Origin of the sequence: Kitasatospora gansuensis (genome assembly GCF_014203705.1) — a bacterium.
In the GTDB taxonomy this organism is placed as follows: Bacteria; Actinomycetota; Actinomycetes; order Streptomycetales; family Streptomycetaceae; genus Kitasatospora; species Kitasatospora gansuensis.
This window is the reverse complement of record NZ_JACHJR010000001.1, coordinates 6,608,100-6,627,929: the sequence shown is the minus strand read 5'-3', so window position 1 is coordinate 6,627,929 and position 19,830 is coordinate 6,608,100. Positions and strand designations below refer to the sequence as shown.

General features: G+C 73.4%; 22 protein-coding genes. 15 read left to right on the top strand and 7 right to left on the bottom strand.

What is annotated here, in order from left to right; all coding sequences use genetic code 11:
* Nucleotides 1-81: 81 nt before the first annotated feature.
* The 4 genes from F4556_RS29915 to F4556_RS39795 all read left to right on the top strand — a co-directional run bounded on the left by F4556_RS29915 (nt 82) and on the right by F4556_RS39795 (nt 2,646).
* Nucleotides 82-732, top strand: a complete 651-nt coding sequence (locus F4556_RS29915; RefSeq protein WP_184921577.1) for a hypothetical protein — start codon at nt 82-84, stop codon at nt 730-732.
* A 112-nt stretch (nt 733-844) separates the two neighbouring features.
* Entirely contained in the window at nt 845-1,642 is a 798-nt protein-coding gene (locus tag F4556_RS38575; protein WP_184921575.1) for a thioredoxin domain-containing protein, read from the top strand.
* Nucleotides 1,639-2,238 carry a vitamin K epoxide reductase family protein gene (locus F4556_RS29905; RefSeq protein ID WP_184921573.1) on the top strand — a complete coding sequence of 200 codons (600 nt, stop codon included), beginning with the start codon at nt 1,639-1,641 and terminating at the stop codon, nt 2,236-2,238. The genes F4556_RS38575 and F4556_RS29905 overlap by 4 nt, the downstream gene beginning before the upstream one ends.
* A gap of 99 nt (nt 2,239-2,337) precedes the next feature.
* Nucleotides 2,338-2,646: an LPXTG cell wall anchor domain-containing protein gene (locus F4556_RS39795; RefSeq protein WP_184925400.1), complete on the top strand. Its 309-nt coding sequence runs from the start codon at nt 2,338-2,340 to the stop codon at nt 2,644-2,646.
* Here F4556_RS39795 and ligD (F4556_RS29895) read toward each other — a convergent pair whose 3' ends face one another.
* Nucleotides 2,647-3,528 (bottom strand): non-homologous end-joining DNA ligase, encoded by an 882-nt coding sequence (gene ligD / locus F4556_RS29895; protein WP_184921571.1) that lies wholly within the window; start codon nt 3,526-3,528, stop codon nt 2,647-2,649. It abuts the gene before it with no gap.
* Nucleotides 3,528-4,556 (bottom strand): PHP domain-containing protein, encoded by a 1,029-nt coding sequence (locus F4556_RS29890; protein ID WP_184921569.1) that lies wholly within the window; start codon nt 4,554-4,556, stop codon nt 3,528-3,530. Before F4556_RS29890 ends, ligD (F4556_RS29895) begins: the two co-directional genes overlap by 1 nt.
* 129 nt (nt 4,557-4,685) lie before the next feature.
* Here F4556_RS29890 and F4556_RS29885 point away from each other — a divergent pair, with 129 nt between their 5' ends.
* Nucleotides 4,686-4,958, top strand: coding sequence for a DUF6158 family protein (locus F4556_RS29885; protein ID WP_184921567.1), 273 nt, complete (start codon nt 4,686-4,688; stop codon nt 4,956-4,958).
* Between the two features lie 20 nt (nt 4,959-4,978).
* The gene (locus F4556_RS29880; protein WP_184921565.1) at nt 4,979-6,373 is read left to right on the top strand and encodes an NADP-dependent succinic semialdehyde dehydrogenase; all 1,395 of its coding nucleotides are present in this window, start codon (nt 4,979-4,981) and stop codon (nt 6,371-6,373) included.
* A 104-nt stretch (nt 6,374-6,477) separates the two neighbouring features.
* Here F4556_RS29880 and ku read toward each other — a convergent pair whose 3' ends face one another.
* Nucleotides 6,478-7,314: a non-homologous end joining protein Ku gene (gene ku / locus F4556_RS29875; protein WP_246511120.1), complete on the bottom strand. Its 837-nt coding sequence runs from the start codon at nt 7,312-7,314 to the stop codon at nt 6,478-6,480.
* 10 nt (nt 7,315-7,324) lie between these two features.
* Nucleotides 7,325-8,251 (bottom strand): LysR family transcriptional regulator, encoded by a 927-nt coding sequence (locus tag F4556_RS29870; RefSeq protein WP_184921563.1) that lies wholly within the window; start codon nt 8,249-8,251, stop codon nt 7,325-7,327.
* A gap of 101 nt (nt 8,252-8,352) precedes the next feature.
* Between F4556_RS29870 and F4556_RS29865 the strand changes: the two genes are divergently transcribed.
* The 8 genes from F4556_RS29865 to F4556_RS29830 all read left to right on the top strand — a co-directional run bounded on the left by F4556_RS29865 (nt 8,353) and on the right by F4556_RS29830 (nt 16,514).
* Complete coding sequence (locus F4556_RS29865; RefSeq protein WP_184921561.1) at nt 8,353-9,075, top strand: SDR family oxidoreductase; 723 nt, start codon at nt 8,353-8,355, stop codon at nt 9,073-9,075.
* A gap of 37 nt (nt 9,076-9,112) precedes the next feature.
* The gene (gene ligD / locus F4556_RS29860; protein ID WP_376775752.1) at nt 9,113-10,060 is read left to right on the top strand and encodes a non-homologous end-joining DNA ligase; all 948 of its coding nucleotides are present in this window, start codon (nt 9,113-9,115) and stop codon (nt 10,058-10,060) included.
* Between the two features lie 53 nt (nt 10,061-10,113).
* Nucleotides 10,114-10,335 carry a hypothetical protein gene (locus F4556_RS29855; RefSeq protein ID WP_184921559.1) on the top strand — a complete coding sequence of 74 codons (222 nt, stop codon included), beginning with the start codon at nt 10,114-10,116 and terminating at the stop codon, nt 10,333-10,335.
* 95 nt (nt 10,336-10,430) lie between these two features.
* Complete coding sequence (locus F4556_RS29850; protein ID WP_184921557.1) at nt 10,431-11,888, top strand: catalase; 1,458 nt, start codon at nt 10,431-10,433, stop codon at nt 11,886-11,888.
* Nucleotides 11,889-12,021: 133 nt separating this feature from the next.
* The gene (locus tag F4556_RS29845) at nt 12,022-13,050 is read left to right on the top strand and encodes a phosphotransferase family protein (RefSeq protein WP_184921556.1); all 1,029 of its coding nucleotides are present in this window, start codon (nt 12,022-12,024) and stop codon (nt 13,048-13,050) included.
* Between the two features lie 2 nt (nt 13,051-13,052).
* Nucleotides 13,053-14,270, top strand: coding sequence for an acyl-CoA dehydrogenase family protein (locus tag F4556_RS29840; RefSeq protein ID WP_184921554.1), 1,218 nt, complete (start codon nt 13,053-13,055; stop codon nt 14,268-14,270).
* 1 nt (nt 14,271) lies between these two features.
* Nucleotides 14,272-15,441 carry an acyl-CoA dehydrogenase family protein gene (locus F4556_RS29835; protein ID WP_184921551.1) on the top strand — a complete coding sequence of 390 codons (1,170 nt, stop codon included), beginning with the start codon at nt 14,272-14,274 and terminating at the stop codon, nt 15,439-15,441.
* Nucleotides 15,438-16,514, top strand: coding sequence for an acyl-CoA dehydrogenase family protein (locus F4556_RS29830; protein ID WP_184921549.1), 1,077 nt, complete (start codon nt 15,438-15,440; stop codon nt 16,512-16,514). Before F4556_RS29835 ends, F4556_RS29830 begins: the two co-directional genes overlap by 4 nt.
* Before the next feature lie 64 nt (nt 16,515-16,578).
* Here the strand turns inward: F4556_RS29830 and F4556_RS29825 are convergent, their stop codons facing one another.
* Genes F4556_RS29825 through F4556_RS29815 form a run of 3 tightly spaced genes read right to left on the bottom strand, consistent with a single transcriptional unit; the run spans nt 16,579 to nt 19,075 of the window.
* Nucleotides 16,579-17,544, bottom strand: coding sequence for an NADPH:quinone oxidoreductase family protein (locus tag F4556_RS29825; protein ID WP_184921547.1), 966 nt, complete (start codon nt 17,542-17,544; stop codon nt 16,579-16,581).
* A gap of 5 nt (nt 17,545-17,549) precedes the next feature.
* Nucleotides 17,550-18,323, bottom strand: a complete 774-nt coding sequence (locus tag F4556_RS29820) for an SDR family oxidoreductase (protein WP_313068825.1) — start codon at nt 18,321-18,323, stop codon at nt 17,550-17,552.
* Nucleotides 18,320-19,075 (bottom strand): SDR family oxidoreductase, encoded by a 756-nt coding sequence (locus F4556_RS29815; RefSeq protein WP_184921545.1) that lies wholly within the window; start codon nt 19,073-19,075, stop codon nt 18,320-18,322. Before F4556_RS29815 ends, F4556_RS29820 begins: the two co-directional genes overlap by 4 nt.
* Before the next feature lie 127 nt (nt 19,076-19,202).
* On the opposite strand from F4556_RS29815, the gene F4556_RS29810 reads away from it, so the two are divergent.
* A complete protein-coding gene (locus F4556_RS29810) occupies nt 19,203-19,826 on the top strand; it encodes a TetR/AcrR family transcriptional regulator (RefSeq protein WP_184921544.1) in 624 nt (207 codons plus the stop codon).
* Nucleotides 19,827-19,830: the final 4 nt, after the last annotated feature.

The window sequence follows — 19,830 nt, the reverse complement described above, 5'->3', positions numbered from 1 at the left end:
CCGCCCGCACCGCGTGAGGCCGCTCACAGGACGCTGACAAGCTCACCTCCGCCATATGTCCGCTGTGGCAGACTCGTCGGCATGAAGGGCAGTCAGACGATCAGGGCGGTGCGCGCGGCGGTGTTCGCCGCGCTCGTCGTGCTGCTCGCCGCCCTCGGCCAGGTCGTGCTGACCGGGCAGCCGCTGCCGGTCTCGGTGGTGGCGCTCGGCGGGCTGGCCGCCTTCCTGGTGGCGTTCGCCTTCGTCGGCTCGGGGTGGGGCTTCGGCCGGCTCCTCGCCGTTCTGCTCCCCACCCAACTGGCCGTCGGCGTGCTGTTCGACCTCGGCCAGCTCACCTGCGCCGTGCCGGGCGGCACCCGGCCACTGGCCGGCTTCGAGCCGCTGGTCTGCTCCGGCGGATCGATCGGCGAGTTCCTGCTCAGCCCGGGCTCCACGCCCGCGCCGCTGGCGGGGCTGCCGGTGCTGGTCGGCCACCTGCTGGTCGCGCTGCTCGCCTCCTGGGCCCTGCGCCACAGCGAGGCCGCGCTGACCGGGCAGGCCACCACCTCCCGGCTGCTCGGCGAACTGCTCGCCGGTGTCTGGCGGGTGCTCCGCCTGCCGGCCCCGCGCCCGGCCCGTCCGGTGCTGCGGCTGCCCATCCCCGAGTCGAGCCGGGCACTGGTCCCCGCCGACGACATCCTGCTCCGGCCCGCCCTGCGGCGTGGCCCGCCGGTGTTCGCACCGGCCTGCTGAGTACCCCTCGCGTAGGCCCTCCGACCGTCCGGGCCGCTCTGTGCCCGGACGTCCCGCCTCCCCCAGGTACCCGCGCGGCTTCCGCGCGCGCAGCGACAGGATTCGACTCCCCATGAGCACCAACCAGCAGAAGAAGCAGTCCGCCACCTCCCGCCTCCACGAGCAGCGCGCCCGCGAGGTGCAGGCCGAGAAGCGCCGCCGCCGGATCGTGATCGGCGTCTCCTCCGTGGCCGTGCTGGCCCTGGTCGGCGGCGTGGCCTTCGCCGTGAGCGGCAGCGACCAGAAGAGCACCCCGGACAGCGCGGCGAGCGGCCCGCTGGTGGTGCCGGCGAACGCCTCGGGCCCCGACGGCACCCTGGTCACGTACGGCAAGGCCGACGCCCCGCACACCCTCAAGGTCTACGAGGACTTCCGCTGCCCGGTCTGCGAGAAGCTGGAGACCACCGCGGGCAAGACCATGCAGCAGCTCGCCGACGACGGCACGTACAAGATCGAGTACCAGCTCGCCACCTTCCTCGACAAGAACCTCGGTGGCAAGGGCTCCAAGACCGCGCTGAACGCGGCCGGTGCGGCGCTGAACGAGGGCGTGGACAAGTTCAAGGCCTTCCACGACGTGCTCTACGCCAACCAGCCCGACGAGCGCAAGGACGGCTTCGGCGACGTCAACACCATCCTCGACCTCGCCGACAAGGTGCCCGGCCTCAAGACCGACGCCTTCGTGAAGGCCGTCAAGGAGGGCACCTACCTGCCCTGGGCCGCCAAGGTCTCCACCGCCTTCGACAACAGCGGCGTCACCGGCACCCCGACCGTCCAGCTCGACGGCAAGCAGCTGAACGTCTTCCCGGGCAACCAGCCGATCACCGGCGACGCCTTCAAGGCCCTGGTGCAGCAGACTACGGGGGCCAAGTGACCACGCCGGTCCAGGCCGGCAGACGGCTCGGCTGGCTCTTCCTCGTCACGGGCCTGCTCGGGCTGTACGCCTCCGCGGTGCTGACCCTGGACAAGATCAAGCTGCTGGAGGACCCGTCCTACGTCCCCAGCTGCAGCATCAACCCGATCATCAGCTGTGGCTCGGTGATGCTGAGTGACCAGGCCTCGGTCTTCGGCTTCCCCAACTCGCTGATCGGCCTGGCCGCCTTCGCCGTGGTGGCCGCGGTCGGCGCGGGCATCCTGGCCGGTGCGGTGTACGCGCGCTGGTTCTGGCTGGGACTCCAGCTCGGCACCCTGTTCGGGATCGGCTTCGTCACCTGGCTGATGACGCAGACCCTGTACTCGATCGGCGCGCTCTGCCCGTACTGCATGGTGGTCTGGGCGGCGATGATCCCGCTGTTCTGGTACACCACGCTGCACAACCTCAGGTCCGGCGTGATCCGCGTCCCGGGCGCGCTGCGCCCGGTCGTCCGGGAGGCGGCCCGCTACCACTGGACGGTCCCCGCCCTCTGGTACGCGGTGATCGCGATCCTGATCCTGCAGCGGTTCTGGTACTACTGGCAGACCCTGATCTGACCCTCGGTCAGGGGTCCCGGCCCGGACCGGGACCCCTACGACCATTGGACTTGGCCTGCCCCGACGCACCGCGCGGCGCCGCGTCCGCGCCGGTCGGCGCTGCCTAGCATCGGCCCATGCTGCTGCGCGCCGTCACCGCCGCCACCCTGCTGCCGCTCGCCGCCTGGCCGCTGGCCGGTCCGAGCGGTTCGGCCGCTCCGGTCCGGGCCCACCGGGTGGTGGTGGTGGTGGGCAACCCGGTGGCCGGCAACAACCGCGTCCGCACCCGAGACCGGCACCGACCCGGCCGACCTGGCCAGGCCCGAACTGCCGGCGACCGGCTCCGCCCCGGCCGTCCCGGCCGCGGCCGCGCTGGCCGCCGCGCTGCTGCTGGCCGGCCTGGCCCTGCTGCGCCGCCGACGCGGCTGATCACTCCGACAGCCGCCCCCGGTACCGGGGTTCGGCGAGGTCGGCCATCGGGTCGCGACGCCGGGCCAGCACCTGTTCGGGGGTGAACTCCAGCTCCTCCGGGCGACGGCAGTCCCGAACCGCCGTCCAGCTCACCGGAGTCGAGACCAGCGGGCGGTCCCCGGCCCGGATCGAGTACGGCGCGACGGTGGTCTTGGCGCTGGTGTTCTGCGACCAGTCGACGAAGACCTTGTTGCGGCGCAGCGACTTGTCCATCCGGTCCACCACCAGCGCCGGGTCGGCCTTCCGCAGTCGCATCGCCAGGTGCCGGACGTAGCCGGTGGCGACCCGCTCGGGGGTGGGCTGCAGCGGCACCAGCAGGTGCAGACCCTTGGAGCCCGAGGTCTTGGCCCAGGCCGTGAGCCCGTCCGCGGCCAGCGCCCGGCGGGCGGCCAGTGCGACGGTGCAGCAGTCGACGATCGAGGCACCGGGGCCCGGGTCCAGGTCGATGATCAGGCGGTCGTGCTCGGTGGGCTCCAACTGCCACTGCGGGACGTGCAGTTCGAGGGCCCCGAGGTTGGCCGCCCAGACCAGGGTGGGCAGGTCGGCGACCACCACGTGCCGGAGCGTCTCCTCGCGGTGCTCGACGTCCAGCGTGCTGAGCCAGTCCGGCGCTCCGGCGGGCACTCGCTTGGCCCAGAACCGCTGGCCCTGGACGCCTTCGGGGAAGCGCAGGAAGGAGGCCGGCCGCCCGGCCAGGTGCGGCAGCAGCCGCGGCGCGATGCTCGCGTAGTAGTGCAGGGCGGCGGCCTTGGTCCAGCCGGTCTCCGGGTAGAGCACCTTCTCCAGATGGGTCAGCCGCAGCCGCCGCCCCTCCACCTCGGTCAGCGTCACCTCCGGCATCATCGCCGCCTCGGCGTACGCCGGGTGTCCGCCCAGCTGCGCAGCTGCTTCGCGGTCCAGGTGGTGACGACCCGTTCGGCGCCGATGCCCGCGGCGGCGGCCCGGGCGCAGCCGTACGGCTGCCAGGCCAGCTGCCCGGGGGCGTGTGCGTCGGTGTCGATCGAGAACAGGCAGCCCGCCTCGACCGCGAGCGCGATCAGCCGGGACGGCGGGTCGCGGCGCTCGGGGCGGCAGTTGATCTCGACGGCGGTGCCCGCCTCGGCGCAGGCGGTGAAGACCCGCTCGGCGTCGAACCGGGACTCCGGCCGGGGCTTGTCGCCGAGCAGCCGCCCGGTGCAGTGGCCGAGGATGTCCATCCGGGGGTTGCGCACCGCGTTCAGCAGCCGACGGGTCATCAGCAGCGGGTCCATCCGCAGCTTGGAGTGCACCGAGCCGACCACCACGTCCACCCGGTCGAGCAGTTCGTCCTCCTGGTCCAGCGAGCCGTCGTCGAGGATGTCGCACTCGATCCCGGTGAGCAGCTCGAACGGCGCCAGCCGGGTGTTCAGCTCGGCCACCACGTCGAGCTGGCGGCGCAGCCGCTCAGGGCTGAGGCCGTGCGCGACGGTGAGCCGGGGCGAGTGGTCGGTGAGCACCGCCCAGCGGTGGCCGAGCTCGATCGCGGTGCTGGCCATGGTCTCGATCGGGACCTGGCCGTCGGACCAGTCGGAGTGCAGGTGGCAGTCCCCGCGCAACGCGGCGAGCAGGTCCTCGCCGCCGCTGGCCAGCGGTTCGTCGGCCCGGGTCTCCAGCTCGGCCAGGTAGGCCGGGGTCCGGCCGGCCACCGCCTCGGCGATCACCTTCGCGGTGGTCGGGCCGATCCCCGGCAGCCGGCTCGCCCCGGCGGCCAGCGCGGCCGGGTCGGGGTGCTCGGCCAGGTGCGCCCGGGCCGCGGCGGCGGCCTGCCGGAAGGCGCGCACCCGGTACTCGGTCGCGTGCTCGCGCTCCAGCAGGTAGGCGATCCGCTCCAGTGCACGGACGGGGTCCATACGGCTGCTGGTCCCCCGTCCGGCCCGGCCGGAAACCGGTTTGGCAGTCCCTGAACCGGTTTGCCCGGTTTCCGCCGCCCGCACGGGGGCACTCGGTAGAACAGGGGACGACACCGAGGAGGACGGATCATGCTGCACTCCGACACCCGCGCGGGAGGCATCCCGGCCGCCGACCTGGAGACGGACGTCCTGCTCCACGAGCTGGAGCAGCTGCACCGCACCCGCCACGAGACCTTCCTCTACGGCTCCGAGGAGGCCCTCTACCGGCACACCCTGCGCTCCGGGCAGCTGGAGGCCGAGTACCTGCGCCGCTTCCCCTACCGCCACGTCGCCCCGGGCCGGACCAGGACCGGCGCCCGGGCCCGGGAGGCCGCCACCCGGATCGCCGAGCACCCGGCGTAACCGCCCCCAGGAGGCACGCCATGCCGATCGCGACCGTCAACCCGGCCACCGGGGAGACCCTGGAGACCTTCGAGCCGCTCGACCGGGACGCCGTCGAACTGGCCCTGGCCAAGGCGGCGGACGCCTTCCGGACGTACCGCGCCACCGGCTTCGAGGAGCGCGCGGAACTGCTCCGCCGGGCGGCCGGGCTGCTGGACACCGAGCGCGAGCAGATCGCCCGGACGGTGACCACCGAGATGGGCAAGCCGCTGGCCCAGGCCAGGGCGGAGGCGGCCAAGTGCGCGAAGGCGCTGCGCTGGTACGCCGACCACGGCGCCGCGCTGATCGCCGACGAGCACCCGAACGACCTGGACGTGGCCGACTCGGGGGCCGCGCTGGCGTACGTCAGGTACCGCCCGCTCGGGGCCGTGCTGGCGGTGATGCCGTGGAACTTCCCGCTCTGGCAGGTGGTCCGGTTCCTGGCGCCCGCCCTGATGGCGGGCAACGTCGCGCTGCTCAAGCACGCCTCCAACGTGCCCCGCACCGCGCTCGCGCTGGCCGACCTGTTCCGCCGGGCCGGGGCGGCCCCGGGCTGCTTCCAGGCGCTGCTGGTCGGCTCCGACACCGTGCCGCAGCTGATCCGCGACCCGCGGGTGGCGGCCGTGACGCTGACCGGCAGCGAGGGCGCGGGCCGGGCGGTCGGCGCGGCGGCCGGGGCGGCGCTCAAGAAGAGCGTGCTGGAACTCGGCGGCAGCGACCCGTTCCTGGTACTGCCGAGCGCCGACCTGACGGCCGCGGTGAGCACCGCCGTCCGGGCCCGGATCCAGAACAACGGCCAGTCCTGCATCGCCGCCAAGCGCTTCATCGTGCACCAGGACGTCTACCCGCGGTTCGCGGCGGCCTTCGCGGAGGCGATGCGGGCCCTGCGGGTGGGTGACCCGATGGAGCCGTCCACCGACCTGGGCCCGCTGGCGACCCGTCAGGGCCGGGACGAGCTGGCCTCACTGGTCGCCGACGCCCTCGCGCACGGCGCCACCGCCGAGACCGGCGGCGCCCACGCGGCCCTGCCGTCGGCCGGCTGGTACTACCCGCCGACGGTGCTCACCCGGGTGACGGCGGCGATGCGGGTGTACCGGGAGGAGACCTTCGGTCCGGTCGCCGCGCTGTACCGGGTACGGGACCTGGACGAGGCGATCGAGCTGGCCAACGCGACGCCGTACGGCCTGAGTTCGAACGTCTGGACCACCGATCCGGGCGAACGGGATCAGTGCCTGCGGGAGTTGGAGGCGGGCGGGATCTTCTTCAACGGGATGACCGCCTCGCACCCGGCCCTGCCGTTCGGCGGCGTCAAGCACTCGGGGTACGGCCGCGAGCTGGCCGGCCACGGCATCCGGGAGTTCTGCAACGTCACCACCGTCTGGCTGGGCAACCCCTGATCAGGAGACCGCCTTCAACCTGCGCTTACCGCTCGCGGGCGCGGTGGCCTGCCGCACGGCCTGCTGGAGCTCGTCCCGGGTCATCGTGGAGCGGTGCGGGATCTTCAACTCACTCGCCTTCTCATAGAGTTGCGCTCGTCCTCCTCCGGCTTCCCCCCACCGCTCGCCGCCGCCATGCTCCGGTTCAGCGCGTCCATCAGGTCGACCACGTTGGTGGCGACCGTCGGGCCCTCCGGGCGGACGATCTCCTTGCCCTCCACCTTGGCCTCGACCAGTTCGCGCACCCGGTCCTCGTACTCGTCCCGGTAGGCCTTCGGGTCCCAGTCCATCGCGAGCATCTCCACCAGCTGCTCGGCGGCCTTCAACTCCCGTTCCTGGACGGTCGCGTCGGCCGCCGGCAGGTTGTCCACCTCCTGGTGCGGATCCCGGATCTCGTCGGCGAAGTGCATGGTGTGCAGGGTCAGGGTGTCGGCCTCGGCGTGCACGGCGGTCAGGTACTCCCGGCCGCGCATCGAGAACTTGGCGATCCCGGCTTTTCCGGTCCGGGCCAGCGCCTCCCGCAGCAGCGCGTAGACCTTGGTGTACTCCTTGCCCTTCGGGCCCAGGTAGTAGGTCTTGTCGAACAGGATCGGCTCCACCTCGCCCAGCTCGACGAAGCCGATGATCTCGATCGTGCGGGACCGCCCGGGCGCGAGCTCGTCCAGCTCGTGCGGCTCGATCACCACGTACTCGCCCTCGGACAGCTCGTAGCCCTTGACCACGTCGGAGTACTCCACCTCCTCCCCGGTGCGCTCGTTCACCCGCTGGTTGCGCACCCGGTCCGAGGTGCCGCGCTGGAGCTGGCGGAACCGCACCGAGTGGTCCTCGGTGGCCGAGTACAGCGCCACCGGCACCGTGACCAGCCCGAAGCTCAACGTCCCTGACCACATCGCCCTGGCCATCGCGGCCTCCTCAGCGCGTACCGGCCCCCGCGCCTCCAGCTTCGCCGCCCGGGCGCCAGATTCCTACCCGGGTGTGCCGTCCGAGGACGGCGAGGAAGGCCGCGGTCAGCGGATCGGGCTCCGGGCGGCAGTACGCGGCCAGCGTGCGGCGCACCGGCGGCTCGGGGCGCAGCACCCGGCCGTCGAAGCCCGGCGGCAGCAGGTCGGCCGGCACCAGCGCGGGGCCGAGCCCGGCGGCGGCGAGCAGCGGGGCGGCCGCGGTCTGCTCGGTGCGGACGGCCGCCCGGGGGCGGAAGCCGGCCGCCGTGCACACCTGGTCGAGCAGCTCGGCGAGGCCGTTGCCCGGGGCGTAGTGCACCCAGTCCCGGTCGGCGAACTCGGTGAGCGGCGTGCTCTCCCCGCCGGGTGCCACCGGGTCGTCCCCGGCCACCACCAGGACGAACTCCTCGACCCCCAGCTCCCGTACCGGCCCGTCCCAGGACTCCGGCACCGGGCCGATCGCCAGGTCCGCCCGCCCGGCCGCCATCGCGGCGGTCAGCGCCTCGGTGTGCGCGAACTCCAGCAGCCGGACCCGGACTTCGGGGTGCCGCTCGCGCCAGGCCCGCAGCACCGGCGGCAGCACACCGAGGGTGACCGAGTACACCACCGCGAGCTGGATCTCGCCGCCGTCCAGCCCGGCGGCCCGGCGGGCGGCCGTCCTGGCCCGGTCGGCCTCGGCGAGCGCGGCCCGGGCGTGCGGCAGCATCGCCCGGCCCATCGGGGTGAGCCGGACGGCGCGCGGCAGCCGCTCCAGCAGCCGCCCGCCGGCGTCCCGCTCCAGCGCCTGCACCTGGTGCGAGAGGGCGGGCTGCGAGACGTGCAGCAGCTCGGCCGCCCGGGTGAAGGCGCCGGTCTCGACGACGGTGACGAAGTACTCGAGCTGCCGCAGGGTTGCCATGCACGGAGTCTATGGCTGGCGAAGAAATCATGTCTTGGACGTATGGCAGCAGGTGGGCGCAGGCTCGTGGCATCACCCGAACGGACAAGGACACCCAGCTCATGAGCAAGGACACTCTCGACGGACGCCGCCTGGTCGTGGTCGGCGCGGGCTCGAACATCGGGCGCGCGCTCGCCCGGACCGCCTCGGCCGCCGGCGCCGACCTGGTACTGGCCGGGCCGGACACCGCCAAGCTCGAGGCCACCGCCGCCGGGCTGGCCGGCCCCGCGCTGGTCCAGCGGCTCGACCTGGCCGACGAGGGCTCGATCGCCGCGCTGGCGGAGCGGGTCGGCCCGTTCGACCACCTGGTCTCCACCGCCGCGATGCCCGCCAACGGCCCGGTCGCCACCCTCGAACTCGCCGCCGTGCAGCGGGCGTTCGCGGCCAAGGTGATCGGCCCGCTGCTGCTCGCCAAGCACCTGGCGGGCCAGGTGAACGAGGGCGGCTCGTTCACCTTCTTCTCCGGCGTGGCCGCCTGGCGCCCGGCCCCGGAGCGGGTCGTGATGGCCACCACCAACGGCGCGCTGGCCTTCCTGGTCGAGGCCCTCGCGGTCGAGCTGGCACCCGTCCGGGTCAACGCGGTCTCCCCAGGCATCGTCGACTCGGGCGCCTGGGACGGCCTCGCCGAACGCAAGGACGCCTTCCTGCGCGGCGTCGCCGAACGCAACCCCGCCCGCAGGGTGGGCACGCCGGACGACCTGGTCCAGGCCGTGCTGTACGCGCTCGGCAACCCCTTCGTCACCGGCACCATGCTGCACGTGGACGGCGGCCACCGGCTCGCCTGACCTTCCGTCGGCCGCCCTCCCGGCGCACCCTGGAGGGGTGACCCTGCAACAGTTCACCCCCATGCTGGCCACCCCGAGCGAGCGCCGGACGTTCGGTCCCGGCTGGTTGCTGGAGCGCAAGCTCGACGGCATCCGGGCGCTCGCCTACCGCGACGGCGACGACATCCGGCTGCTCTCCCGGAACGGCAAGTCGCTGGAGGCGGGCTACCCGGAGCTGGTCGAGGCGCTGGCCGCCCAGCCTGTGCGCCGGTTCGTGCTGGACGGCGAGATCGTCGCGCTCGACCACGGCCGGACCAGCTTCGAGCTGCTCCAGCGCCGGATGCAGCTGCACGACCCGGTCCGGGCCCGGGCCAGCGGGGTGACCGTCACGTACTACCTGTTCGACCTGCTCCAGCTGGAGAACTACGACACCACCGGGCTGCCGCTGCGCGAGCGCAAGGAGGTGCTCCGCCGGGCGGTGCACTACGGCGGGCCGCTGCGGTTCACCCTGCACCGCGAGGTCGAGGGCCCGGTGCCGCTCGCGGACGCCTGCGCCCGCGGCTGGGAGGGGCTGATCGCCAAGCGCGCGGACGGGCCGTACCTGCAGCGCCGCTCCCCCGACTGGCTCAAGCTCAAGTGCTCGGCCGCCCAGGAGCTGGTGGTCGGCGGCTTCACCGACCCGGCGGGCGCCAGGTCCGGCTTCGGCGCCCTGCTGCTCGGCCACTACGAGGGCCCGCTGCTGCGCTATGCCGGCAAGGTCGGCACCGGCTTCGACACCGCGACCCTGGTCCGCCTGCGGGCCCGGCTGGACGAGCTGGCCCGCCCGAGCTCCCCGTTCGCCGACCCCGTCCCCGAACGGCATCCACACTGGGTGGCCCCGGAGCTGGTCGCCCAGCTCGCCTTCACCGGCTGGACCAGGGACGGCCGGCTGCGCCACCCGCGCTTCCTCGGCCTGCGCGAGGACAAGCCCGCCCGCGAGGTGATCCGCGAGCACACCGGCGGCTGACACCCGCCCGCCGCCGGCCCGCCGTCCGGGACCGGCGGCGCGACACTTGAGGCATGAACGACATCTTCCACCCGCCGGTCGTGGTCCGGGCCCCCACCAGGGGCGCCCGGCCGTACCGCCGGGTGGAGATCTACGGCCGCCTGGTCGGCAAGGCCACCGGCGAGCAGGACGTGGCCGAGTTCGTCCGCCGGGCGGGCGTGGCCGACCCCGACCTGGACGATCCCGACCTGGTGGCCTGGGTCGGCGGCGACCGGACGGTGTGGACGGCCGAGTAGCGAGCGGCCCCGGTCGGTGTTCGAGTAGGAGACGGCCGTCGCGGGGCCGACCGCCGGCCGGCTGGTACGCGAGTACCTCAAGGAGGCCCTTCCCCATGTCCGAAGCAAGCGTCCCGTTCACCACCAACAACGCCGGCGTCCCGGTCGAGAGCGACTCGGATTCGCTGACCGCAGGACCGGTCGGCCCGATCCTGCTGCACGACCACTACCTGATCGAGAAGATGGCCCAGTTCAACCGCGAACGGGTGCCCGAGCGGGTGGTGCACGCGAAAGGCGCAGGCGCCTACGGATTCTTCCAGGTCACCCAGGACGTCAGCCGGTTCACCAAGGCCGACCTGTTCCAGCCGGGCAAGAAGACCGACATGCTGGCCCGGTTCTCCACCGTCGCGGGCGAGCAGGGCTCGCCCGACACCTGGCGCGACCCGCGCGGGTTCGCGCTGAAGTTCTACACCGAGCAGGGCAACTACGACCTGGTCGGCAACAACACCCCGGTCTTCTTCGTCCGGGACACGATCAAGTTCCAGGACTTCATCCGCTCGCAGAAGCGCCGCCCGGACAACGGGCTGCGCGACAACGACATGCAGTGGGACTTCTGGACGCTCTCCCCCGAGTCCGCGCACATGGTCACCTGGCTGATGGGCGACCGCGGCATCCCGAAGTCCTACCGCCACATGAACGGCTACGGCTCGCACACCTACAGCTGGGTCAACGCGAGCGGCGAGCGGTTCTGGGTGAAGTACCACTTCAAGACCGACCAGGGCGTCGACTTCCTCACCCAGGCCGAGGCCGACCGGCTGGCCGGCGTCGATCCGGACTGCCACCGGCGCGACCTCTACGAGTCGATCGAGAACGGCCAGCCGCCGTCCTGGACGCTGTACGTCCAGGTCATGCCCTACGCCGAGGCGTGGGACTACCGGTTCAACCCCTTCGACCTGACCAAGGTGTGGCCGCACGGCGACTACCCGTTGCACGAGGTCGGCCGGATGACCCTCAACCGGAACCCGGACGACTACTTCATCCACATCGAGCAGGCCGCCTTCGAGCCCGCCAACCTGGTGCCCGGCATCGGGGTCTCCCCCGACAAGATGCTGCTCGGCCGGATCTTCTCCTACCCGGACACCCACCGGTACCGGATCGGCCCCAACTACGCGCAGCTGCCGCCGAACCGGCCGCACGTGCCGGTGCACTCGTACGCCAAGGACGGGCCGATGCGCTTCGACGCGGCGCGGACCGAACGGCCGTACGCGCCGAACTCCTACGGCGGTCCTGCCGCCCAGCCGGACCTGTGGGGCGAGCCGCTCGGCTGGGACGTCCAGGGGAAGATGGTCCGCGAGGCGTACCCGCTGCACCGCGAGGACGACGACTGGGGGCAGGCCGGGACGATGGTCCGTCAGGTGCTGGACGACGCGGCGCGCGACCGGCTGGTGTCGAACGTCAGCGGGCATCTGCTGGGCGGGGTCTCCGCGCCCGTGCTGGAGCGGGCGCTGCAGTACTGGCGCAACATCGACAAGGACCTCGGCGACCGGATCGCCACCAAGGTCAACGGGCAGTAGCGGACCGATCGGTGGCCGCCCCGGGGTTCCGGGGCGGCCACCGTCGTGTGCGTGGGCCGTTGACACCGGCGGAGCCGCGGGCAATGCTAAGCAAGCGCTTAGTCAGCCAGCCCGCTCCCCCGTGAGGACCTCCATGAGCGACGACCCCGCCGACCCACCCGGCCTCGACCTGGCCCGGCTCCGGGCCCACCTGGACGCCGAACTGCCGGGCCTGGTGCGCGGGCCGCTGCGCGCCGAACTCTTCGAGGGCGGGCGGTCCAACCTCACCTACCGGGTGACCGACGGCACCGGCAGCTGGGTGCTCCGGCGGCCACCGCTCGGGCACGTGCTGGCCACCGCGCACGACATGGCCCGCGAGTACCGGGTGATCGCCGCGCTCGGCCCGACCGCCGTGCCGGTGCCCGAGGTGCTGCTGCTGGTCGAGGACCCGGAGGTGCTCGGCGCGCCCTGGTATCTGATGGAGCACGTCGCGGGCGTGCCGCACCGGGACCCGGCGGCGCTGGCCGCGCTCGGCGAGCAGCGGGTGTACGGGCTCGGCCTGCGCCTGGTCGAGACCCTGGTGGCGCTGCACGCGGTCGACCCGGCCGCCGTCGGACTGGCGGACTTCGGCCGCCCCGATGGCTTCCTGGAGCGTCAGCTTCGGCGCTGGGAGCGGCAGTTGGAGGCGTCCCGGAGCCGCGAGGTGCCCGGCATCGCCGAACTGCGGCAGGCCCTCGCCGAGAGCCTGCCGGTCTCCCCCGCCCCGGCCCTGGTGCACGGCGACTACCGCCTGGACAACGTGCTGGTCGGCCCGGACGACGAGATCGCCGCCGTACTGGACTGGGAGATGTCCACCCTCGGCGACCCGCTCACCGACCTCGGGCTGCTGGTGATGTACACCGAACTGGCCCGCCAGTACGACGGGATACTGCCCGGCGCCGCCCTCGCCCCGGGCTTCCCGTGCACGGCCGAGCTGGTCGGCCGGTACGCCGCGAGTTCGGGGCGGGACGTCTCGACGCTGGGCTGGTACGTCGGCTTCGCCTCGTTCAAGCTCGCCGTGGTGCTGGAGGGCATCCACTACCGGTACAGCCAGGGCCGGACGGTCGGCGCGGGCTTCGACCGGGTGGGTGAACTCGTGCCGCTCTTCGTGCAGTTCGGCCTGACCTCGCTGAAGGAGCGCTGACCGTGGACTTCTCCTACGACGCCAGGACCGAGGAGCTGCGCGGGCAGCTGCTGGCCTTCCTGGACGCCTGCGTCTACCCCGCCGAGCCGGTGCTGGCGGCCCAACTCGCCTCGTCGGACCGGCCGGAGTGGTCGATCCCGCCGGTGGTGCGCGAACTCCAGGCGGAGGCGCGTTCGCGGGGGCTGTGGAACCTCTTCTTGCCCGGTGAGCTGGGCGCGGGCCTGACCAACCTGCAGTACGCGCCGCTGGCCGAACTCACCGGCCGTTCCGTCCTGTTGGCCCCGGCCGCGCTCAACTGCGCCGCGCCGGACACCGGGAACATGGAGCTGCTGGCCCAGTTCGGCGACGAGGCCCAGCGCAAGCAGTGGCTGGAGCCGCTGCTGAACGCCGAGATCCGGTCCGCCTTCGCGATGACCGAGCCGGAGGTGGCCTCCTCGGACGCCACCAACATCACCACCAGGATCGAGCGGGACGGCGACGACTACCTGGTCACCGGCCGCAAGTGGTACATCACCGGGGCGATGAACCCGGACTGCAAGGTCTTCATCGTGATGGGCAAGACCGACCCGGCCGCCGAACCCCGCCGCCAGCAGAGCATGATCCTGGTGCCGCGCGACACCCCCGGGGTGACCGTCCGGCGCGGCATGACCGTGTTCGGGTACGGCGACGCGGACCACGGCGGGCACGCCGAGATCCTGTTCGAGAACGTCCGGGTGCCGGCCGCCAACCTGATCGGCCCGGAGGGTTCCGGCTTCGCGATCGCCCAGGCCCGGCTGGGCCCGGGGCGGATCCACCACTGCATGCGGGCGATCGGCGTGGCCGAACGGGCCCTGGAGCTGATGTGCCGTCGGGTCACCGAACGGGTCGCGTTCGGGCGGCCGTTGGCCGAGCAGGGGGTGGTCCAGGAGTGGATCGCCGAGTCCCGGGTCCGGATCGAGCAGGCCCGGCTGCTGGTGCTGAAGACCGCCTGGCTGATGGACACCGTCGGCAACCGGGGCGCGCACACCGAGATCCAGGCCATCAAGATCGCGGTGCCCGCGATGACCGAGTGGGTGCTCGACAAGGCCGTCCAGGCACACGGCGCAGCCGGCGTCAGCCAGGACACCCCGCTGGCCCAACTCTGGGCGGGCAACCGGACCTTGCGGCTGGCGGACGGTCCGGACGAGGTGCACCGGCGGTCGCTCGCCCGCCGCGAGCTCAAGCGCTACCGGGAGGCCTGAGATGGACGTCCTGGAACGGACCCGCGCACTGCTCGCCGAGCACGACCCGGCCGGCACCGACCGGCTCGACTTCCTGCGGGCCCGGTTCGACGCCGGTCTGGCCTGGGTGCACTTCCCGCCCGGCCTCGGCGGGCTCGGCGCCCCGCGATCCGAACAGGCCGTGGTGGACGCCGAGTTGGCGGCCGCCAGGGCGCCCGACAACGACCCGCGCCGGATCGGCATCGGCCTCGGGATGGCCGCGCCGACCATCCTGCGGTACGGCACCGAGGAGCAGAAGCAGCGCTTCCTCCGCCCGCTGTGGACCGGCGAGGAGGTCTGGTGCCAGCTGTTCAGCGAGCCCGGCGCGGGCTCCGACCTGGCCGCGCTCGGCACCCGGGCGGTCCGGGACGGCGACGGCTGGGTGGTGGACGGCCAGAAGGTGTGGACCTCGATCGCGCACGCCGCCCGCTGGGCCATCCTGATCGCCCGGACCGACCCGGACCTGCCCAAGCACCGGGGCATCAGCTACTTCGTCTGTGACATGACCGACCCGGGAGTCGAGGTCCGGCCGCTGCGCCAGCTCACCGGCGAGGCCGAGTTCAACGAGGTGTTCCTGACCGGGGTCCGAATCCCCGACACGCACCGGATCGGCGCGGTCGGCGAGGGCTGGCAGGTCGCCCAGACCACCCTGAACAACGAGCGGGTGGCGATCGGCGGCCAGGCGACCCCACGCGAGGGCGGCCTGATCGGCGTGGTCGCCGACACCTGGCGGGCCCGGCCCGAACTCCGGACCCACGAGCTGCACCAACGGCTGCTCAAGGGCTGGCTGGACGCCGAGGTGATCCGGCAGACCGGCGAACGGCTGCGCCAGCAGCTGACCTCCGGTCAGCCCGGCCCCGAGGGCGCGGCGATGAAGCTCGCCTTCGCCCGGCTGGCCCAGGAACTCAGCGGCCTGGAGGTCGAGTTGCTCGGCGAAGAGGGCCTCGGCTACGACGACTGGACGATGACCAGGCCCGAGGTGGTCGACTTCACCGGCCGCGAGGCCGGGTACCGCTACCTGCGCGCCAAGGGGAACTCGATCGAGGGCGGCAGCTCCGAGATCCTGCGCAACGTGATCGCCGAACGGGTGCTCGGCCTGCCCGCCGAACCCCGGACCGACAAGGACCTGCCGTGGAAGGAGCTCCCCCGATGAGCGACCTGCTCTACTCCGAGATCGAGGAGGAACTCCGCTCCAGCGTCCGGGACCTGCTCACCGACCACTGTCCGCCGACGGCGATCCTGGCCCGCTGCGAGGGCCCCGAACCGTACGACCTGCCGCTCTGGCGCAGCCTGGCGGTCGGGCTCGGCGTGGCCGGGCTCCAGGTGCCGGAGACGCTGGGCGGTGCCGGCGCCTCGGTGCGGGAAGTGGCGGTGGTGCTGGAGGAGTTGGGGCGCTCGGTCGCGCCGGTGCCGTACTTCGGCAGCTCGGTGCTCGGTCTCACCGCGCTGCTCGCCTGCGAGGACCGCGAGCTGCTGCCCGCCGTCGCCGCCGGTGAGCTGACCGCCACGCTGGCGGTGCCGTTCTCCACCGCCCCTGGCGGACCGCTGCCCGCCGTCTCGGTCGGCCCGGGTGGGACGCTGACCGGGCGGATCACCTCGGTGGCCGATGCCCTGCCGGCCGACGTCCTGCTGGTCCCGGCCGGCGGCGGCCTGTACGCGGTGGAAGCCGCCACCGTCACGGCGCGGACCTCGCTCGACCTCACCCGGCAGCTCGCCGACGTGACCCTCGACGCCACTCCCGCCCGGCAGTTGGCCTCGCACGACGGGCCGGTCCGGCAGGCGCTGCTGACCGGCGCCGGACTGCTCGCCTCCGAACAGCTCGGCCTGGCCGAGTGGTGCCTGACCACCACCGTCGGCTATCTGAAGGAGCGTCGGCAGTTCGGCCGCCAGGTCGGCTCCTTCCAAGCCCTCAAGCACCGCCTGGCCGACCTCTGGCTGGAGACCGTCGGCGGCAGGGCGGTGGCCCGGTACGCCGCCGACGCGCTCGCCACCGGCAGCCCCGACACGGCGATCGCGGTGGCCGTCGCCCAGGCCCACTGCGGCGCACTCGCCGTCCGGGCCGCCGAGGAGTGCGTCCAGCTGCACGGCGGCATCGGCATGACCTGGGAACACCCGGCCCACCTCTACCTCAAGCGCGCCAAGGCCGACCAACTGGCCCTCGGCACCCCGGGACACCACCGCAACACCCTGGCCGCCCTGGCGGACCTGCCGGTCCCGTTGCCCTGAGCAGCGGAGCTCTGCTGCACGGTCGGGACCGCCCTGGCCGCCGTCGGCTGACGGCGGCCACAGGTCACGGCAGGACGACCACCCGGCCCGTGGTGGTGCCGTCGGCCACCCGCTGGACGCCGTCGGCCGCGCCGTCCAGCGGCAGCCGCTCGCTCACCAGCGGCCGCAGCACGCCCTTGCCGGCCAGCGCGGTCAGTTCGGCGTGCGCCGCCGTCACGGCCGCCGGCTCGTGCACCCCGTAGAGGCCCCAGTGCAGGCCGAGCACCGAGTAGTTCTTCACCAGGGCGTGGTTCAGCCCAGGTGTCGGGATGGTGCCGCTGGCGAAACCGACCACCACGATCCGCCCCTCGAAGGCGACGCAGCGGGCCGAACCGGTGTACGCGTCGCCGCCGACCGGGTCGAAGACCACGTCGGCACCGCGCCCGCCGGTGAACTCCTTGACCACTGCCACGAAGTCCTCGGACCGCCGGTCGATCACCACGTCGGCGCCCAACTCCCGGGCTGCCACGGCCTTCTCGGGGCCGCCCACGACGCCGATGACCGTCGCCCCGGCGGCCTTGCCGAGCTGGACCGCCGCGCTGCCGACGCCGCCGGCCGCCGCGTGCACCAGCAGGGTCTCCCCGGCCCGCAGGGCGGCCCGGCGGTGCAGCCCGAACCAGGCGGTCTGGTAGGCGATGTGCATCGCCGCCGCCTCCGCGTCGTCCAACGCCGCCGGGGCCGTGAACGCCGCCCGCGCGTCCATCAGCGCGTACTCGGCGAACGCCCCGGCCGGCAGCAGCGGAGTGCCGATCACCCGTTCCCCGGCCCGCTCGCCGCCGACCACCTCACCGCACAGCTCCACCCCGGGCGTGAACGGCAGCGGCGGCCGCACCTGGTAGTGCCCCCGGCACATCAGCGCGTCCGGGAAGTTCACCGCGGCCGCCCGCACCCGGACCAGCAACTGCCCGTCACCGGCCGAGGGTTGCTCCACCTCCGCCAGCCGCATCACCGCGCCGGGCTCACCCAGTTCGCCGACCTGCCATGCCCGCATCGCGTCTACTCCTTCTCGAGTACTTGCTGGAGCCGGTTCATTCCGTCCAGCCAACGGTCCGGCTCGGTCGCCCTGGTCGCGTAGTAGCCGGCCACCTCGGGGTGCGGCAGGATCAGGAACCGCTCCTCGGCGATCCCCCGCAGCACCGCGTCCGCCACCGCCGAAGGTTCCAACGCACCGTCGGCCAGCAGCAGTTGACCGGCCGTCCCGGCCTCGTCGAGCATTCTGGTCCGGACGCCCTGCGGGCAGACCGCGTGCACCCGTACGCCCCGGTGCCGGTAGGTCGCGGCCAGCCACTCGGCGAAGGCCAGCGCGCCGTGCTTGCTGACCGCGTACGGCGCGGAGCCGAGCATGGTGAGCAGCCCGGCCGCGGAGACCGTCGCGACGAACCGGCCCTCGCCGCGCTCCAGCCAGTCGGGGAGCAGCAGTTCGGCCGCCCGGACGTGGGCCATCACGTTGACGTCCCAGGCCGTCGCCCAGGCCGCCGGGCCCGCGTCCGCGCCGCCGACCGGGGCCACGCCCGCGTTGGCGCAGTAGACGTCGATCGCACCGAGCTCCGCGCGGGCGGCGGCGATCAGCTCCGTCGGGTCGGCGGCATCGCCCGGCAGGGCGTACGCCCCGATCGAGTCGGCGACGGCCTCCGCTGCCTCGGCGTCCAGGTCGTTGACCACCACCCGGGCCCCGGCGGCGGCGAACGCGGCGGCCAGCGCGGCGCCGATGCCGTGCCCGGCGCCGGTCACCAGCACGCCGCGCCCCGCCGGATCGGCAGCCGGACTCACAGCACCCCGGCCAGCGAGACGCCACCGTCCACCGTCAGGGTCTGGCCGGTGATCCAGCCCGCCTCCTCGGAGAGCAGGAAGGCGACCGCGCCGGCGATGTCCTGCGGCAGGCCGAGCCGGCCCATCGGGTACCCGGCGGCGACCCGCTCCTCCCGGCCGTCGTACAGCGCCTCGGCGAACTTGGTCTTGACGATGGCGGGCGCGATCGCGTTCACCCGGACGGCGGGGGCGAGTTCGACCGCGAGCTGGGCGGTCAGGTGGATCATCGCGGCCTTGGAGACGGCGTACATGCCGATCCCCGGCGCGGCCCGCAGGCCCGCCAGCGAGGCGATGTTGACCACCGCGCCGCCGTTCTCGCGCATCCACGCGTCGTACGCCAGCTTCGTCCAGGCCATCGGGGCAAGGACGTTGACGCCGAAGATCTTCGCCGCCTCCTCGGTGCCGACGTCCAGGATCGGGCCGTACGCCGGGTTGATGCCGGTGTTGTTGACCAGGTAGTCGAGCCGGCCGAAGGTCTCCAGGGTCCGGGACACCGCCTCGGCCTGGTGCTCGGGGTCGTCGGCGCGGCCCGCCAGGGCGATCGCGTGGTCGGGGCCGCCGAGTTCGCGGACCGCCTCGGCCAGCGGCTCGGGGGTGCGCGCGGTGACGCAGACCTTGGCGCCCCGCTCGACCAGCTCCCGGGCGATGCCGAGGCCGATGCCCCGGCTGGCTCCGGTGACCACGGCCACCCGGCCCTTCAATGACGGTGCCATCTCGAGTCCCTCTCGACGGAGTTCCCAGCAGTGCGGGCTGACTAAGCGCTTGCTTAGCATCCAAGCGGCCGCGCACACTGTCAACCACCTGCCGGGACCTGCGGCACCATCTGGGAGGATTGCCCGCATGACCGACCGAACATCCGCCGACCTCTGGCCCGCAGGCGGCGCGGGCGAGCGCACCGAAGCGGCCCGGCGGCTGCTGCTCGCGGCGGTCGAGTCCTTCGCCCGGCGCGGCTACCACGCGACCACTACCCGGGACATCGCGACCGCAGCCGGGATGAGCCCGGCCGCGCTCTACATCCACTACTCCTCGAAGTCGGCGCTGCTCTCGGAGATCAGCCGCACCGGCCACCAGGCCACCCTGGACCTGGTCGAGCGGGCGGCGGCGGCCGACCTGCCGCCGGTGGAGCAGATGCGCCTGCTGGTCGAGGAGTTCACCTGCTGGCACGCCCGGGGCCACACGGTCGGACGGATCGTCAACCACGAGCTGCACGCGCTGCCCGAGGACGACTTCGCGGTGGTCGCCGAGCTCCGGCGGCGGATCGAGGAGACCGTCCGCCGGATCATCGAGGCCGGGGTGGCGACCGGCGCGTTCGACGTCCAGGACGTCCGCACCGCCGCCCGGGCGGTCACCTCGCTCGGCATCGACGTCTCGCGCTGGTACACCGACCGCAGCAGCGAGACGCCCGAGGAGCTCGGCCGGCGCTACGGCGTGCTGGTGCTGCGGATGCTGGGCGCCGCCGGCTGAACCA

Coding starts and splice junctions, on each gene's coding strand:
- F4556_RS29915 (WP_184921577.1), top strand. CDS start 82: ATGAAGGGCAGTCAGACGATCAGGGCGGTGCGCGCGGCGGTGTTCGCC.
- F4556_RS38575 (WP_184921575.1), top strand. CDS start 845: ATGAGCACCAACCAGCAGAAGAAGCAGTCCGCCACCTCCCGCCTCCAC.
- ligD (WP_184921571.1), bottom strand. CDS start 3,528: ATGCCGGAGGTGACGCTGACCGAGGTGGAGGGGCGGCGGCTGCGGCTG.
- F4556_RS29890 (WP_184921569.1), bottom strand. CDS start 4,556: ATGGACCCCGTCCGTGCACTGGAGCGGATCGCCTACCTGCTGGAGCGC.
- F4556_RS29885 (WP_184921567.1), top strand. CDS start 4,686: ATGCTGCACTCCGACACCCGCGCGGGAGGCATCCCGGCCGCCGACCTG.
- F4556_RS29880 (WP_184921565.1), top strand. CDS start 4,979: ATGCCGATCGCGACCGTCAACCCGGCCACCGGGGAGACCCTGGAGACC.
- ku (WP_246511120.1), bottom strand. CDS start 7,314: ATGGCCAGGGCGATGTGGTCAGGGACGTTGAGCTTCGGGCTGGTCACG.
- F4556_RS29870 (WP_184921563.1), bottom strand. CDS start 8,251: ATGGCAACCCTGCGGCAGCTCGAGTACTTCGTCACCGTCGTCGAGACC.
- F4556_RS29865 (WP_184921561.1), top strand. CDS start 8,353: ATGAGCAAGGACACTCTCGACGGACGCCGCCTGGTCGTGGTCGGCGCG.
- F4556_RS29855 (WP_184921559.1), top strand. CDS start 10,114: ATGAACGACATCTTCCACCCGCCGGTCGTGGTCCGGGCCCCCACCAGG.
- F4556_RS29850 (WP_184921557.1), top strand. CDS start 10,431: ATGTCCGAAGCAAGCGTCCCGTTCACCACCAACAACGCCGGCGTCCCG.
- F4556_RS29845 (WP_184921556.1), top strand. CDS start 12,022: ATGAGCGACGACCCCGCCGACCCACCCGGCCTCGACCTGGCCCGGCTC.
- F4556_RS29835 (WP_184921551.1), top strand. CDS start 14,272: ATGGACGTCCTGGAACGGACCCGCGCACTGCTCGCCGAGCACGACCCG.
- F4556_RS29830 (WP_184921549.1), top strand. CDS start 15,438: ATGAGCGACCTGCTCTACTCCGAGATCGAGGAGGAACTCCGCTCCAGC.
- F4556_RS29825 (WP_184921547.1), bottom strand. CDS start 17,544: ATGCGGGCATGGCAGGTCGGCGAACTGGGTGAGCCCGGCGCGGTGATG.
- F4556_RS29815 (WP_184921545.1), bottom strand. CDS start 19,075: ATGGCACCGTCATTGAAGGGCCGGGTGGCCGTGGTCACCGGAGCCAGC.
- F4556_RS29810 (WP_184921544.1), top strand. CDS start 19,203: ATGACCGACCGAACATCCGCCGACCTCTGGCCCGCAGGCGGCGCGGGC.